Genomic DNA, 14,342 nt, shown 5'->3' on the forward strand with positions numbered 1-14,342 from the left:
TCGGTAGGTCGAGAGCCGCTCTCGTGATGACTCAGCTGACTGGCTGTCGCCCGACATGCCGTGTCGCGTTCCCGCGACAATCGACTGGCAGCTCAGGAGTCGTAACAGCCGGCGAGCGCGACGGCACGGTCGCGTAGCGAGTCACGCAGCCACTGCGGGGCCAGCACTTCCGCGTGCGTGGCCAGCTGCCAGATCGCCCATTCCGCGTGCCTGGAATCCTGGAACGTCACCTCCAGCCGCACTCGGCCATCTGCGCTCACTTCGTCGCCGCGGACAGCCAGTGCGGTGGCGACCAGTTCCTCCCGCCGCGTCGGGTCCACCCGAACCAGCACGGTGACCAGGGCGCCGCCGGCGCGAAACCGCGCACTGCGCTCCTGCCACGCCTGGTCCAGATCGACCCGGTCGGGTCGCTCGGCTGATTCGGCCAGTTCCTCGGCGGCCTCGACCCGCGACAGCCGGTAAGTGCGGTCCTCGCCGGATCTCGTCGCGAGCAGATAACCCTGACCTCGGACCGTGACCAGGCCGATCGGGTCCACGGTGCGCCACTCGGGGGCCTGGTCCACGGCCGCGTAGAGGATGCGCAGCTTGTGTCCGGCGAGCACCGCGCGCCGGACCTCGCTGACGATCGTGTCCGGCAGTTCCTCGGGGATCAGCCGGCGAGACAGGAGGTCGGCTTCCGGGTCGATGAGCAACCGCTGGGCGGCGTCGTTGGCGGTGTCCCGGTAGCTTTCCGGCAGCGCGTCGACCACCTTGAGCATGGCCGACGCGAGCGCGGACCCCAGGCCGAATGCTTGGGCGCCCCGCCGGGATCCGGCGATCAGCAAGGCGAGCGCCTCATCGTGGTTCAGGCCGGTGAGCTCGGTCCGGAACCCCGGCAACAACGCGAACCCGCCGTGCCTGCCGCGTTCGGCGTAGACGGGAACACCGGCCGTGGACAGCGCCTCGATATCGCGCAGCACGGTCCGGGTCGACACCTCCAGCTCGCGCGCGAGCGTGTCCGCCGACAGCCGACCGTGCCGCCGCAACAGCAGCACCAGTGAGACCAATCGGTCAGCGCGCATACGAAAACTATGCCAGGAATACACGACACAGGATGTCGGGTATTCCTGGCAGGTTCATCGGCATGACAAACACCGAACACACGCTCCCCACGGCCCACACCCTCGTCAACCCGGACGGACTGCACGACCCCACCCCCTTCGGCTACAGCCACACCGCCACCGTCCCGGCGGGAACCGAGCTGGTACTCGTCGCCGGACAGTACGGTTCCAGCCCCGACGGCTCCGTCGTCTCGGCCGACTTCACCGACCAGGTCGACCGGACATTCCGCAACATCGGCACCGCCCTGGCCGCCCACGGACTCGACCTCGGCCACGTCGTGCAACTGCGGACCTACGTCGTGAACCACGACGTCGGCAAACTCGGGCCGATCGCCGGCGCCATCCAGGCGAACTGGGGCGACAACCCGCCCACCCAAACCCTCATCGGCGTCGCGAGCCTGGCCACCCCGGACGTCCTGTTCGAGGTCGAGGCACTGGCTGCCCGCCCCTGACTTTTCCGCAGCTGTAGGACGGTCGACACCATCGGTGACCCGACACCCAGGTCGCGGCTGAGGAGCCGCCTCGCGGGCAGAGCAGCCTGCCTCCGAGGCGGCTCCTGGTCAGGGACCCCGGTGTTCTACCAGCTCGAGCAGATTCCGCACCGACGGCATTGCTTTCAGCAACTCGCGCGCAGGAACAATCGCCCGCTGCGGGTCGAACTCTTTGTGGACGACTTCGCAGAGGGGGCGCCCGCCGCGAGCAGCGTTCGCACGACCCCGATACGGGTCGTTCGGGATCGTCACACGGCGCTGTGTCGATGCCACCGAACTCGGCCGGCACATGTCACCGGAGGCGAACAGAAACCCCGGGGGGCTCATCCGCACCGAAAGCGCACTCACTCGGCCAGCGCGCTGTTCAATCGACCGGCGAGAACACGCAGTTGCGCGGCCAGAGTCGGCGAATCATGAACGCGGAACGGCACTCCCAGGGACAGCAACCGAGCGGCGAGCCAGGCGGGGTCGTCGTCGCGGGTGGCGGTGAGGCGGCAGGTGGTGTCGCCGCCGGGGTGCAGGGTCTTCGGTTCCTCGCCGAGGCGACCGGCGATCCGGCCGTGTGGGGCTTCGATGGTGACATCGACGTGGTATTCCGTGGTGGCCCAGTCGGTTCGGTAGCCTGCGACGTAGTCGGCCGGGTCGGCGGCGGGGAGGTCGCGTGGGGTGATGCGGGCGCCGGTGGGGTGGGGGTTGTCGATGCGGTCGGCTCGGTAGGTGCGCCAGGCGTCGCGATCGAGGTCGTAGGCGACGAGGTACCAGCGGCGGCCCGCGGCGGCGACGCCCACCGGCTCGGCATGGCGGCGGGATTCGGTGCCGGTGGCGTCTCGGTAGGTGAAGCGCAAGCGTTCGCGGTTGGTGACGGCGGCGGCGAGGGTGGTGAGAAGCTCCGGGTCGACGGTGGGGCCGTCGCCCACACGGACCGCTACCGCCGAACCGACCGTGCGCACCCGTCGGCGCAGTGCGGCGGGTAGAACCTGCTCGAGTTTGGTCAAGGCCCGTACCGAGGCGTCCTCGATGCCCGCAACCGCCTGTCCCGCGGCGACTCTCAGGCCGACAGCGACGGCGACCGCCTCGTCGGCGTCGAGGATCAACGGCGGTAGCGCGGAGCCCGCGGTGAGCCGGTATCCGCCTGCCGCACCCATCGCGGCGACCACCGGATAGCCCAGCTCGCGCAGCCGGTCCACGTCGCGTCGCACGGTCCGGTCGGTGACGCCGAGCCGATCGGCCAGTTCGCTGCCCGGCCACTCCCGTGGCATCTGCAGCAGGGAGAGCAAACGGAGCAGTCGGGCGGCGGTGTCGGTCATGGGGCCGATTCTCTCGCAGAACTAGGACCGATCCTGTCCTATATGGCCGATAGCGTCGAAACCACACCGACAACGAGGAGTACCGATGACCACCATCCGCCCGTTCCGCATCGAGATCCCCCAGGCCGACATCGACGACCTGCGCGCCCGACTGGGCAGGGCGCGCTGGGCGGCTCCACTGCCGGGCGAGGGCTGGGAACGCGGCGTCCCCACCACGTACCTGCGCGAGCTCGCCCAATACTGGGCGAACGAATTCGATTGGCGCGCACAGGAAGCCGCGCTGAACACCTTCCCCCAGTTCGTCACCGACATCGACGGCCTCGACGTCCATTACGTGCACGTGCGCTCCCCCGAGCCGAACGCGGTGCCGCTGCTGCTGACCCACGGCTGGCCCAATTCGTTCGTCGAATTCACCCGCACCATCGGACCGCTCACCGACCCGCGCGCCCACGGCCTCGATCCGGCCCTCGCCTTCGATGTGGTGATCCCGTCGGTCCCCGGCTTCGCCTTCTCGGCGGGACCGCGCGAGGCCGGGATGACCACGGCCGCGGTGGCACGGATGTGGGCCACCCTCATGGGCCGGCTCGGTTACGACCGCTACGGCACCCAGGGCGGCGACCTCGGCGCCTACGTCGCGCCGGAACTGGCGCTGGCCGCCCCCGAACACGTGATCGGCGTGCATCTCGACGGCGGCATCGGCATGCCGAGCGAGGCCGACGTCCCGGCGATGTCGGCCGAGGACCGTGCCGAATGGGACCAGATGCAGCAGTGGATGACCGGCGGCGTCGACCATCACGAACTACTGAAAGCGGCGCCGCAGACCTTCGCGCTGGGCTGGAACGATTCCCCGGTGGCACTGCTGGCCTGGATGATGCAGAAGTTCCACGAGTTCACCCCGATGGCCGAGATGGTCGAGGACGTGATCGACCGCGACCACTTGCTCACCAACATCGCCCTGTACTGGTTCACCCAGACCACCGGCACCTCGTCGTGGCCGATGTACGTCGGCCTGCGCGACGGCGGTTTCGGCTGGCCGACCGACCAGAACCTGGTGCCGACCGGCGTCTACGGCGGCGGCTCGCCACTGATGCGCAAGCTCGCCGACCGTGACAACAAGATCACCCATTGGCCGTCACAGAACCCGGGAAACCACTTCGTCGCGATGGAGGAACCCGCGGCACATGTCGCCGACATTCGGACATTCTTCGCCGAACTGGTCTGAGAGCACCACGGTGTGGCAGCGTGCGCACGCAATGCGCTGCCACACCGGTCGCGCGGGTCCACCCGCAGCCCCCGCGAGGAGCTCGGGTCTAGCGTTGGCTGGCGTCGGGCACCCGGGGCGGACACGGTGCGCCGGGTGCGGTGACCAGCTCGAAGTGCCACCACTCGTTGTCGAACGTCCGACAAAGTCCCCAGCGGTTGCCGTTGGCCTCGAGCCACAGCGCGCCTTCCTGGGGGCCGACGTCGACGGCGTGTCCGGAGACGTGGGTGGACTCTTCGGGCGGAAGCACCCAGCGGCGGGCTTCGTCCGGGCTGCCGTAGGTGGCGAGGCCGTCCTGCCACAGCCATTGCTGCTGTTCGTAGGTGCGGTAGCCGGAGGTGACCGACAGCGGCACGTTTTCGGCGTGCGCCTGCTGTTCGGCGAGGGTGTAGGCGGCGGCGAGGGGCGGGTCGAGGCCCTCGGTGCCCGCGGCCGACTGGAATTGTTCGCGGGGGTCGGGTTGAGCGACGGCGGCACCGATGCCGAGGGTGGTGACGGCCACGGCAGCCGTGATCGTCACCAGGATCCGGTCGGCCGTGCGGCCGAGCACAGTGTTCATGGGGCGGATTCTATCGACCGAGCTGATCACCCGAGCCGCGGCGCCACTGCTCGATCGCCCGGCCGGTTTCGGTCCGGGCGGGCTCGTCGTAGAGCCATTCGCGGGCGAGCTGATGCCAGTTGGCGGTGACGCGCAACTGGCCGAGCGTGGCGAAGGTGAACAGATCGGCGCGGCGGGAGAACACGTGCTCGGGCGGCAACAGTTGCTTGTGCATGCCCTGGAAGTCGGACGCGCGCGGGTCGACAGCGAGAAGCAGTGCGCCGGTAGCCAATTCGGGGGTGATGGTGACCTCCTCGTCGAGCAGGTGCCAGCCTGTGGCGGCCCAGACGTAGGCCAGGCTCTCCTCCACGGTGACGGCCGAATCGGGGTCGATGATGCCGCGTCCCACCCACGCCGCGAACAGATCGTCGCCCCGCCCCTCCGCGGCTGCCCGCAGGACATAACGCTCGAACTCGACGTGCGCCGGGTCCATCTGCTTGTAGAGACCGAAGTCGACGAAGGCGAGTTTGCCGTCGGCGGCGAGCAACACATTGCCCGGATGCGGGTCGCCACAGAACTCGTTGTCGGCGAACAGGCCGGCGATATAGAAGCGGTAGATCAGCTCGCCGAGCCGGTCACGTTCGGCGGCGGGCAGTGTTTGGATGTGCGAAAAGGGTTGTCCGTCGACGAATTCGGTGACCAGCACATTGTGGGTGCAGAATTCCTCGACGCTGTCGGGCACGGTGATGAAGGGATGGCCGCGATAGCGCTGCGCGACCCGATGCTGGGTTCGGGCTTCGCGCTCGTAGTCGAGTTCGCTGCGCAGGTTGCTGGCGACCTCCTCCAGCACGCTCGTGTCGGCCAGGCTCGGCAGCACGGATCTGCCCATCTTGGCGAGGAATTCGAGATTGCTGATATCGGCGTGGACGGCGCGTTCCACCCCGGGGTACTTCACCTTCACCGCGACGACGCGCCCGTCGTGCAGTCGGGCCCGGTGCACCTGGCCGATCGACGCCGCCGCGATCGACGTCTCCTCGAACTCGGCGAAGACCCGGGCCAGTGGGCCGAGATCGTCCTCGATCACCTGCCGCATCGTCGAGAACGGCATCGCGGGCGCCCGGTCCTGCAGGGCTGCGAGCTGGGCGCGGAACTGCTCGCGGTGCGCTTCGGGCACGAAGTCGAGATCGAGCACCGAGCCCATCTGCCCCAGCTTCATCGCCGAGCCCTTCATGCTTCCCAGCACCGCGACGATCTGCTGGGCCTTCATCATCGCCGACCGCTCGGCCAGTACCTGCCGCGCCTCCTCGGTGCGGCCGATCATCGACAGCCGCCGCCCGACCGTGCGCACGGCCTGCCCGGCGATGTACTGGCCGACCTTCGCACTTCGCGCCGCCCGACCCCCGGGAACTCCACCGCCGGCCAATCCGCACCCCTGTCAGGCTCTGTACACCGTATGCCGTGCGTCACACTACACCGGCGCGACCCCGGCCGCCGGGCGGCGGAAGGCACGAATGCCCGGTGCCCGCCGAAGCGGACACCGGGCATCGGTGCGGGCGAACTACACGCGTTCCTTGGAGCGGGTGCGCACGCGCAGGGCGAGGGGTTTGGCGGTCTCGGCGAAGAAGTCGTTGCCTTTGTCGTCGACGACGATGAACGCGGGGAAGTCCTCCACGTCGATCTTCCAGACCGCTTCCATGCCGAGTTCGGGGTACTCGAGGACCTCGACGTTCTTGATGCAGTCCAGGGCGAGGCGGGCGGCGGGACCGCCGATGGAGCCGAGGTAGAAGCCGCCGTGTTCGTTGCAGGCCTTGGTGACCTGGGCGGAGCGGTTGCCCTTGGCGAGCATGACCATCGATCCTCCCGCGGCCTGGAACTGGTCGACGTAGGAGTCCATGCGTCCCGCGGTGGTGGGACCGAAGGAGCCCGACGCGTACCCCTCGGGCGTTTTCGCCGGACCGGCGTAGTAGACGGCCATGTCGCGCAGGTACTGCGGCATGGGCTCGCCGGCGTCGAGACGTTCCTTGATCTTGGCGTGGGCGATGTCGCGCGCCACGACCAGGGGGCCGGTGAGCGAAAGTCGGGTCTTCACCGGGTATTTCGACAACTCGGCGCGGATCTCGTCCATCGGACGGTTCAGATCGATCTGCACCACATCGCCGCCGAGGATGTCGGCGGTCTGCTCCGGAAGGTACTGGGCCGGTTCGGTTTCCAGCTGCTCCAGGAAGATGCCGTCCTTGGTGATCTTGGCCAGCGCCTGGCGATCGGCCGAGCAGGAGACGGCGATCGCGACGGGGCAGGACGCGCCGTGGCGGGGCAGGCGGACCACGCGCACGTCGTGGCAGAAGTACTTGCCACCGAACTGCGCGCCGATACCGAACTCACGGGTGAGCTGGAAGACCTCTTCTTCGAGCTCCACGTCGCGGAACGCGTGACCGGTGATCGAGCCCTCGGTGGGCAGATTGTCGAGGTAGTGCGCGGACGCGTACTTCGCTGTCTTCAAGGCGAATTCGGCGCTGGTGCCGCCGATGACCACGGCGAGGTGGTACGGCGGGCAGGCGGCGGTGCCGAGCGAGCGGATCTTCTCGTCGAGGAACTCGAGCATGCGCTCGGGGTTCAGCACAGCCTTGGTCTCCTGGTACAGGAACGACTTGTTGGCCGAACCGCCGCCCTTGGCCATGAACAGGAACTTGTACACCGGGTTGTCGGCGTCGCCCTCGGTCGAGTACAGCTCGATCTGGGCGGGCAGGTTGGTGCCGGTGTTCTTCTCGTCCCACATGGTGATCGGGGCGAGCTGGGAGTAGCGCAGGTTCAACTTCGTGTAGGCGTCGAAGATGCCGCGGCTGAGCCATTCGGCATCGTCGACACCGGTGAGCACGCCCTCGCTCTTCTTGCCCATCACGATCGCGGTGCCGGTGTCCTGGCACATCGGCAGCACGCCACCGGCGGAGATGTTGAGGTTCTTGAGCAGGTCGAGCGCGACGAAGCGGTCGTTGCCCGAGGACTCGGGGTCGTCGATGATCTTGCGTAGCTGCCGCAGGTGCGCGGGGCGCAGGTAGTGGCTGATGTCGTGGATCGCGGTCTCGGTCAGCAGCCGCAGCGCCTCGGGCTCGACCTGCAGGAAGGTGCGACCGTTGTGTTCGAAGGTGCTGACCCCCTCGCTGGTGAGCAGGCGGTAAGGCGTCTCGTCGGCGCCGATGGGCAGCAGATCGGAATAGCGGAACTCCGGCGCGGTCACGGATCGCACTCCTTCGGGCAGGGCGGGCACCGCAAACGCTGCGGAGCACCAGGCAGGGCTGGTCACTGAGCAATCCGCAGCCTAACGACCACCCACATCCGCACGGTGGTTAGGCAACCCTATGTTAGGTTACCCAGTGACCGGAACCAAGATCGAGGTTGCACGTTCAACCCAAACGGTGCTACCCATTCTCCGGGCGGTGGCGGGCGTGCACCGTTCAATCCGAAGCCTGCACTTTCAGAATCTGGAGCTCGATCGTGACCGATCCACAGTGGCTCGATGATGTCGAAATGCGTGCCTGGCTTGGCTATGTCCGGACCCGCGACCTGATCGCCGCGGCGATCGGACGTGACGCCGGCCGGGATGCCAACCTGAGCTACGTCGAGTATTCCGTCCTGGTCTACCTAGCCGACGCCCCAGGCCAGCGGCTCACCTTCGCCGATCTGGCCTGCGCGCTCGAATGGTCGCAGAGCAGGCTCTCGCACCAGATCACCCGCATGCAGAAGCGCGGCCTGGTCTCGCGCGAGACGATGCCACACGACCAGCGCCGCACCGTCGCCAAACTGACCACGGCCGGTGGGCAGCTGCTCACCACCGCCGCACCCGCTCACGTGCGCAGTGTGCGCAGGCACATGATCGACGTGCTCGATCGCGACCAGCTCGCCACTCTCGCCGAGATCTACGAGGTGCTCGTCGACCATCACCGTGGTGCGAAGGAGGCCGACCCGCTCGCTCGCCTGCAACCCACCGCGCCCGGCGAGGACTAGGACCCGCCGCTGTCGCCGGAGGAGTCGGGACGGGCCTTGCCCAGACCGCCGCGCGCGACGGCGCCACCCTTCGCCGGCGCACCGCGATCGAAGACATCGCCGCTGTTCGGGCGCGAGAAACTACCCGCGGCGAGGGCGACAGCGACGCCGATCGCCGGATACACGAAAGTGTCGGTGTGCCGATACCAGAAGCGGGAGTGGGTGGTGTCGGCGGTGTCGCATTTGTCGTCGGCCACACGCACATTGGTCGTCTTGTCCACACAGACACCGACCGACGTGGTCGCGGCGGCAGCCGACGTCGTGATCGCCCGTGATGTCGTCGGCGGCGGCTTCGAGGAGGTCGTGAGGGTGGTCGAGGCCGCGCGCGGTGCCGGTTTCGGCGTGGCGGTGCCGCACCCGGCCGAAACCAGCGCCACCGCCACCACCGCGGGCAGCGTGTAGGACACGCTGCGCGACATCATGATTCGACTGCGCGAACCCCCGATTTCCGAAACCACACTCACGAATTCCCCCTCAGGCGGCGATCACCAACCGCCGATACTATCCAGCCGCGGCGCCGCTGACGACCGTTGCGTCGGACGCGAAATCCCGGTTGCCGCAATCGGTGTGCCCCGATCCCACTCCCAGCGCGCGTTCGAAACCGGCGGGAACGACGATGTCGTCTCGGGTCAGGTCGGTGATCGAGGTCTTGCGCAGACCCAGCAGCGCGGAATCGATACCGCCACGCAAGATGTCGAGCACGTTTTCGACGCCGGCCTGACCGTTGGCCGCCAGACCCCACAGGGACGCGCGCCCGATCAGTACCGCGCGCGCACCCAGCGCCACCGCCTTCACCACATCACTGCCGCGCCGGATGCCGCCGTCGAGGAGCACCTCGATCTGGTCGCCGACCGCGTCGGCGAGCACCGGCAACGCGCGAATCGCGGCGGGGGTGCCGTCGAGGTTGTTGCCGCCGTGATTGGACACCGAGATGCCCGCGACGCCCGCGTCGACGGCGCGCAGGGCATCGTCGACCCGCATCACGCCCTTGAGCAGCACCGGGCCGTCCCACTGGGCGCAGATCCAGGCGACATCGTCCCAGTCGGGTGCCGGTGTCTGCATCCATTCGCCGTAGGCACCGAAGAAGCCGGGTGCCGCGCCGCCGCCGACCGCCATATTGGGTGCGGTGAGATCGGGGATGCTGCCCGAGCGCAGGTAGGTCGCGAGCCAGCGCGGCCGTGCGAGGGTCTGTGGTGCGAATTTCATCATCGCGCGCAGGTTCAGCGATTCCGGGATCACCGGGCTGCCCCAGTCACGCCCGTGCGAGAACGACCAGTCCAGGGTGAGGATCAGGCCCACCGCGCCCGCCTTCTTCGCCCTGGCCATCCGCTCGAGGATCTGATCCTTGTTGCCGCACCAGTACAGCTGGAACAGCGTCGCCGGGTTGGCGGCGACGACCTCCTCGACCGGCTTGCTCGCGAAAGAGCTGAGCCCCATGGCGATTCCGCGCGCCGCCGCGGCACGAGCGACAGCGACCTCACCGTCGGGGTGCACCGCCTGCACGCCGGTCGGCGAGATCAGCACCGGCATGGACACCTGCTGACCGAGCACGGTGGTCGATTGGTCACGCTCGCCGATCGGGCCCGCGCAGTGCGGCGCGAAACCGAGTTCGGTGAACGCGGCCTGATTGTCTTCGATGGTCTGTCCGCGTTCCGAGCCCGCGATCAGCGCGCCGTACACCGACTTCGGCAGTCGCTTGCGGGCGCGTCGCTGCGCCTCGGCGACGGTCTCGAACCAGGGATTCATCGGGGTCCTTCCTCATGATCCTGCGGCCACCATCGGCGCAGGTCTTCCAGCAGTGCGGTCGTGGCGACCCGCAACAGGTCGGCGCCTTCCTCGGCGCTCGATCCGGTGGGGTCGCCGAGGATTCCGTTGGGGCTACAGGCCCGCACACCGCCCGCGCGCAGCAGCGGCAGCAGTTCGGTGAGCGGGCGGCGGTCCCCCGGTTCGGCGAGTTCGGTACGAACCAGGGCGGGGCGCAGGGCGAGCTGGATCGAGGTTTCGGTGCGCCCGGCGTGTGCGTCGCCGCCGTAACCGGGCGAGAACAGGCGCACATCGCGCGACTCCGACCGCAACAACGCGACGGCGCGCCGCAGTGCCTCCACATTGCCGCCGTGCCCGTTGACCAGCACGATCCGGGAGAAGGTGTCGGTCGCGGAGCGACACAGCTCCACGACGAGCAGTTCCAGCGCGACCTGCCCGATCGACAGCGTGCCCGCGAATCCCGCGTGCTCGCCGCTGGCTCCGTAGGGGACGGCGGGCGCGATGAGGACGTCGGACCGCTCGGCCGCGATCCGCCGGCACAGCGCCGAGGCGATATCGCTGTCGGTCGACAGCGGTAGGTGCGGGCCGTGCTGCTCGGTCGCGCCGAGCGCGATGACCAGGATCACCCCCGCGGCGGCGCGCACACCTGCCTCGGGCGATGTGAGGTGCGCCACGAACATGGGGCAAACATTAACGTCAGTCACTGACATAATCAATAGCTCGCGCAGGTCGAACGCTCGCCGAGTCTCTATTCTGTATCCATGTCCGCCCCGATCCCGCGCGTCTCGCGCTCCGCCCCGAAGCAACCGGGGCACCGCGGTCGCCCGCCGCGCACCACGCGCCGCGAGCTCGAGGTGATCGCGATGAAACTGTTCGCCGAGCACGGGTTCGACGATGTCACCGTCGAACGCATCGCCGCCGAGGCGGGCGTGAGCGAGCGCACCTTCTTCCGCTACTTCCCCACCAAGGCCGAGGTGCTGTGGCACCAGTTCGACAACGAGGTCGACGACCTGCGCGCCGCCTTCGCCGCCGTACCGCTCGACGAGCCGATGATGGCGGCGGTGCGACGAATAGTGGTGGCGGCCAACCGGTATCGCGCCGAGGACATCCCCGAACTGCGCACCAGGATGCGGCTGGTCTCCGGAGTTCCCGCGCTCTCGGCGGGCGCGGGGGCGCACTACGACGCGTGGGAACGCACCGTCGGGGAGTTCGCCGCGAGCCGCCTCGGCGCGAACGTCGGCGACCTCGTTCCCCTTGCGGTCGGGCGCACCACCCTGGCCGCCGCGCGAGCCGCCTTCGACGCCTGGCTCGAGCGCGGCGATACCGATCTGACCGTCTATCTGGACCAGGCTCTGCGCGCGCTCGAACGTGGGTTCGCTCCGGAACAGCCGACAGCACCACGTTTGGGCAGCACCACAGAGGGGGTATGAGTAGGCTCAGGCTCAACGCGCGCAGTGCGCACCGAGCAACATCCGTCGTCGAAAGGGGCAGGGGTTTCCATGTCCGAGGTGTCCACGAGTCTTTCGGCGGATTCGCTGCCGGCGCAGCCGCTCGACAATCTGCTCCCGCAGCTGGTCGAGCACCTGCGGCAGAACCGCACCGGGCTGCGGGAAGAGTGGGCACGGCGCATCACCGAGGCCGAACTGCTGACCGCGATGACCCCGGAGGAGATCTTCTCCGAGGCGACGTCGATGTACGACAACTACGTCGAGGTGCTCGTCACCGGTAGCGTCGAGGCACTGCAGGCCTACGCCCGCGACCTGTCCGAGCGCATCATTCCGCGAGGCGTCGAGACCGACGAGGTCATCGGCATCGTGCTGCTGCTGCGCGACGTGCTGGCACGCAGCCTCTTCGAGAAGTACCAGTCCAACTTCGAGCTGCTCAACCGCGTGCTCGACGCCTACGAGCCCGCCGCCAACCGCATCGCCAACACCGTGGCCGTGTCGTTCGTGCAGGAGCGCGAGCGCGTCATCAGCCGCCAGCAAGAGGCCATCCGCGAGCTGTCCACCCCGGTGTTGCAGGTCCGCGAGCAGCTGCTCATCCTGCCGATCATCGGTGTGCTCGACTCCCAGCGCGCCCGCCAGCTCACCGAGCAGCTGCTGCGCGCCATCCGCGCCAACCGCGCCAAGGTGGTCGTCATCGACATCACCGGTGTGCCCGCGATCGACTCCGTGGTCGCCAACCACCTCGTGCAGACCGTCGACGCGTCGGGCCTGATGGGCGCCAGCGTGATCATCACCGGCCTGTCCTCGGAGATCGCGCTGACCCTGGTGACCATCGGCCTCGATCTGTCCAAGATGAACGCGGTCGGCGACCTCCAGGGCGGTATCGAAGAAGCCGAGCGTCTCCTCGGATACGAGGTCTCCCGAGTCACCGAGCGCTTGAGCGAGCGGGACGGGCGCTGACCAAGCCACCATGCCGGTACCTATTCTCAAGCAGGGCACGTACCTGATCGCCTCGGTACAGTCCGCGTTGACCGATGCCGACACCGAGCGGTTGCAGGACGACCTGATGAAACAGGTCAGCCGCTACCGCGCGACCGGCATCATCGTCGACGTCACCGCCATCGACGTGATGGACTCCTTCGCCGCGCGCTCCTTGCGGACCATCGCGCACATGACCCAGTTACGTGGTGCGGAAACCGTCATCGTCGGGTTGCAACCCGAAGTCGCTTTCGCCATGGTTCAACTGGGCCTTACATTCGAAGACATGCACACCGCGCTGGATCTCGAGGAAGGCCTCTCCTGGCTGAATCGGCACCCGCGGCGACGAGACGGTCGCGACAGTGGCCGCTGAGCAGGTGGCGATCGCGGTCAAGGTGTCCGAGGACATCGTCACGGCCCGGCAGGCCGGTAGCGAGTTGGCCGGTGACCTCGGTTTCACTCTCACCGACCGCACCATGATCTCTACCGCCATCTCCGAGATCGCCCGCAACATCACCAGTTACGCGGGCAGCGGCGAGATCAGGCTGCTCATCGACTTGCGCGAGGGTCGCCGCGCACTCGTCATCCAAGCCGAGGACCAGGGCCCCGGCATCCGTGACATTCCCCGCGCGCTGGAAGACGGCTACTCCACCGGCCGTGGACTCGGCCTAGGACTGCCCGGCGCGCGCAGGCTGATGGACCGCCTCACCATCGATTCCGCCCCGGGTCGCGGGACGTTGATCGAGATGTGGAAGTGGGTACCCGACGTTGCATGAGGACGGGATCATCGGGCGCATGGAGTGGTCGACGGCCGGCCGGGCACTGCCCGGCCAGCACGTCTCCGGTGACCGTGCGCTCGTGCTCGACACCGGCGCCGGTGTGCTGTTCGCGATGCTCGACGGGCTCGGTCACGGCGCGCCCGCGGCCGAGGCCGCCGATCGCGCGACGGCCATCCTCACCGAGAACTGTGGCGAACCGCTGGATGTACTGATGGTGCTCTGTCATCGCGCGATGGTCGAAACCCGCGGTGCCGCGGTGTCGTTGGCCTTGATCGAGCCGGGCGGGACGCTGCAGTGGCTGGGTGTGGGCAACGTCGATTCCCGGCTGCTCACCCTCGGTCCGGCCGGTCCGGAGCTGCGGGCGACGATGCTGCTCACCGGCGGCATCGTCGGCTACCGGCTGCCTTCGCACCTGCAGCCACAGACCCTGCCGATCCGTCCCGGTGATCTGCTGCTGATGGCGACCGACGGCATCGTCGCGGTCGGCCCGGAATCGCTGGATCTGGCCAAATCCGCCACTGCCATCGCGGGCGACCTTCTCGCGCGCGACGCGAAGGACACCGACGACGCCCTGGTGCTCGCGGCGCGATTCCGCGGGCCCTGCCCGTGAGGCCCCGACACCGCGCCGGCGCGTGCGC

The 14,342-nt window shown here is 68.4% G+C and carries 17 protein-coding genes; 9 read left to right on the plus strand and 8 right to left on the minus strand.

Annotated features, from left to right (window positions below; all coding sequences use genetic code 11):
- Window positions 1-92: 92 nt before the first annotated feature.
- On the minus strand, window positions 93-1,061 hold the full coding sequence (locus tag ACFWUR_RS03645; RefSeq protein ID WP_378901302.1) for a helix-turn-helix transcriptional regulator: 969 nt from the start codon (window positions 1,059-1,061) through the stop codon (window positions 93-95).
- 62 nt (window positions 1,062-1,123) lie between these two features.
- On the opposite strand from ACFWUR_RS03645, the gene ACFWUR_RS03650 reads away from it, so the two are divergent.
- Entirely contained in the window at window positions 1,124-1,552 is a 429-nt protein-coding gene (locus tag ACFWUR_RS03650; protein WP_378901304.1) for a RidA family protein, read from the plus strand.
- A gap of 383 nt (window positions 1,553-1,935) precedes the next feature.
- Here ACFWUR_RS03650 and ACFWUR_RS03655 read toward each other — a convergent pair whose 3' ends face one another.
- Window positions 1,936-2,898 (minus strand): helix-turn-helix transcriptional regulator, encoded by a 963-nt coding sequence (locus ACFWUR_RS03655; RefSeq protein WP_378901306.1) that lies wholly within the window; start codon window positions 2,896-2,898, stop codon window positions 1,936-1,938.
- 85 nt (window positions 2,899-2,983) lie between these two features.
- On the opposite strand from ACFWUR_RS03655, the gene ACFWUR_RS03660 reads away from it, so the two are divergent.
- Window positions 2,984-4,120 (plus strand): epoxide hydrolase family protein, encoded by a 1,137-nt coding sequence (locus tag ACFWUR_RS03660; protein ID WP_378901308.1) that lies wholly within the window; start codon window positions 2,984-2,986, stop codon window positions 4,118-4,120.
- Window positions 4,121-4,208: 88 nt separating this feature from the next.
- On the opposite strand, the gene ACFWUR_RS03665 is transcribed toward ACFWUR_RS03660, so the two are convergent.
- The 3 genes from ACFWUR_RS03665 to ACFWUR_RS03675 form a co-directional block, all read right to left on the minus strand.
- Window positions 4,209-4,718 (minus strand): M15 family metallopeptidase, encoded by a 510-nt coding sequence (locus tag ACFWUR_RS03665; RefSeq protein WP_378901310.1) that lies wholly within the window; start codon window positions 4,716-4,718, stop codon window positions 4,209-4,211.
- 10 nt (window positions 4,719-4,728) lie between these two features.
- A complete protein-coding gene (locus ACFWUR_RS03670; protein ID WP_378901312.1) occupies window positions 4,729-6,120 on the minus strand; it encodes an ABC1 kinase family protein in 1,392 nt (463 codons plus the stop codon).
- Between the two features lie 135 nt (window positions 6,121-6,255).
- Window positions 6,256-7,932: a fumarate hydratase gene (locus ACFWUR_RS03675; RefSeq protein ID WP_378901314.1), complete on the minus strand. Its 1,677-nt coding sequence runs from the start codon at window positions 7,930-7,932 to the stop codon at window positions 6,256-6,258.
- 257 nt (window positions 7,933-8,189) lie between these two features.
- Between ACFWUR_RS03675 and ACFWUR_RS03680 the strand changes: the two genes are divergently transcribed.
- Window positions 8,190-8,699 carry a MarR family winged helix-turn-helix transcriptional regulator gene (locus tag ACFWUR_RS03680; RefSeq protein WP_378901316.1) on the plus strand — a complete coding sequence of 170 codons (510 nt, stop codon included), beginning with the start codon at window positions 8,190-8,192 and terminating at the stop codon, window positions 8,697-8,699.
- On the opposite strand, the gene ACFWUR_RS03685 is transcribed toward ACFWUR_RS03680, so the two are convergent.
- A complete protein-coding gene (locus ACFWUR_RS03685) occupies window positions 8,696-8,959 on the minus strand; it encodes a hypothetical protein (RefSeq protein ID WP_378901318.1) in 264 nt (87 codons plus the stop codon). The genes ACFWUR_RS03680 and ACFWUR_RS03685 overlap by 4 nt on opposite strands.
- On the opposite strand from ACFWUR_RS03685, the gene ACFWUR_RS03690 reads away from it, so the two are divergent.
- Window positions 8,952-9,140, plus strand: a complete 189-nt coding sequence (locus tag ACFWUR_RS03690) for a hypothetical protein (protein ID WP_378901320.1) — start codon at window positions 8,952-8,954, stop codon at window positions 9,138-9,140. The genes ACFWUR_RS03685 and ACFWUR_RS03690 overlap by 8 nt on opposite strands.
- Window positions 9,141-9,239: 99 nt before the next feature.
- Here ACFWUR_RS03690 and mftD read toward each other — a convergent pair whose 3' ends face one another.
- Both mftD and mftE read right to left on the minus strand, forming a co-directional pair.
- Complete coding sequence (gene mftD, locus ACFWUR_RS03695; protein WP_378901323.1) at window positions 9,240-10,484, minus strand: pre-mycofactocin synthase MftD; 1,245 nt, start codon at window positions 10,482-10,484, stop codon at window positions 9,240-9,242.
- Entirely contained in the window at window positions 10,481-11,182 is a 702-nt protein-coding gene (mftE, locus tag ACFWUR_RS03700) for a mycofactocin biosynthesis peptidyl-dipeptidase MftE (protein ID WP_378901326.1), read from the minus strand. The genes mftD and mftE overlap by 4 nt, the downstream gene beginning before the upstream one ends.
- A gap of 81 nt (window positions 11,183-11,263) precedes the next feature.
- On the opposite strand from mftE, the gene mftR reads away from it, so the two are divergent.
- The 5 genes from mftR to ACFWUR_RS03725 all read left to right on the plus strand — a co-directional run bounded on the left by mftR (window position 11,264) and on the right by ACFWUR_RS03725 (window position 14,314).
- Window positions 11,264-11,932, plus strand: a complete 669-nt coding sequence (gene mftR / locus ACFWUR_RS03705; RefSeq protein WP_378901328.1) for a mycofactocin system transcriptional regulator — start codon at window positions 11,264-11,266, stop codon at window positions 11,930-11,932.
- 69 nt (window positions 11,933-12,001) lie between these two features.
- The gene (locus ACFWUR_RS03710; RefSeq protein WP_056809988.1) at window positions 12,002-12,907 is read left to right on the plus strand and encodes an STAS domain-containing protein; all 906 of its coding nucleotides are present in this window, start codon (window positions 12,002-12,004) and stop codon (window positions 12,905-12,907) included.
- Window positions 12,908-12,917: 10 nt separating this feature from the next.
- On the plus strand, window positions 12,918-13,298 hold the full coding sequence (locus ACFWUR_RS03715) for an STAS domain-containing protein (protein WP_056809990.1): 381 nt from the start codon (window positions 12,918-12,920) through the stop codon (window positions 13,296-13,298).
- Entirely contained in the window at window positions 13,288-13,701 is a 414-nt protein-coding gene (locus tag ACFWUR_RS03720) for an ATP-binding protein (protein ID WP_056809992.1), read from the plus strand. The genes ACFWUR_RS03715 and ACFWUR_RS03720 overlap by 11 nt, the downstream gene beginning before the upstream one ends.
- Window positions 13,702-13,720: 19 nt before the next feature.
- Complete coding sequence (locus ACFWUR_RS03725; RefSeq protein WP_378901331.1) at window positions 13,721-14,314, plus strand: SpoIIE family protein phosphatase; 594 nt, start codon at window positions 13,721-13,723, stop codon at window positions 14,312-14,314.
- The last annotated feature ends 28 nt before the right edge of the window (window positions 14,315-14,342 follow it).

It is taken from the genome of Nocardia sp. NPDC058633, from assembly GCF_042717045.1.
GTDB lineage: Bacteria > Actinomycetota > Actinomycetes > Mycobacteriales > Mycobacteriaceae > Nocardia.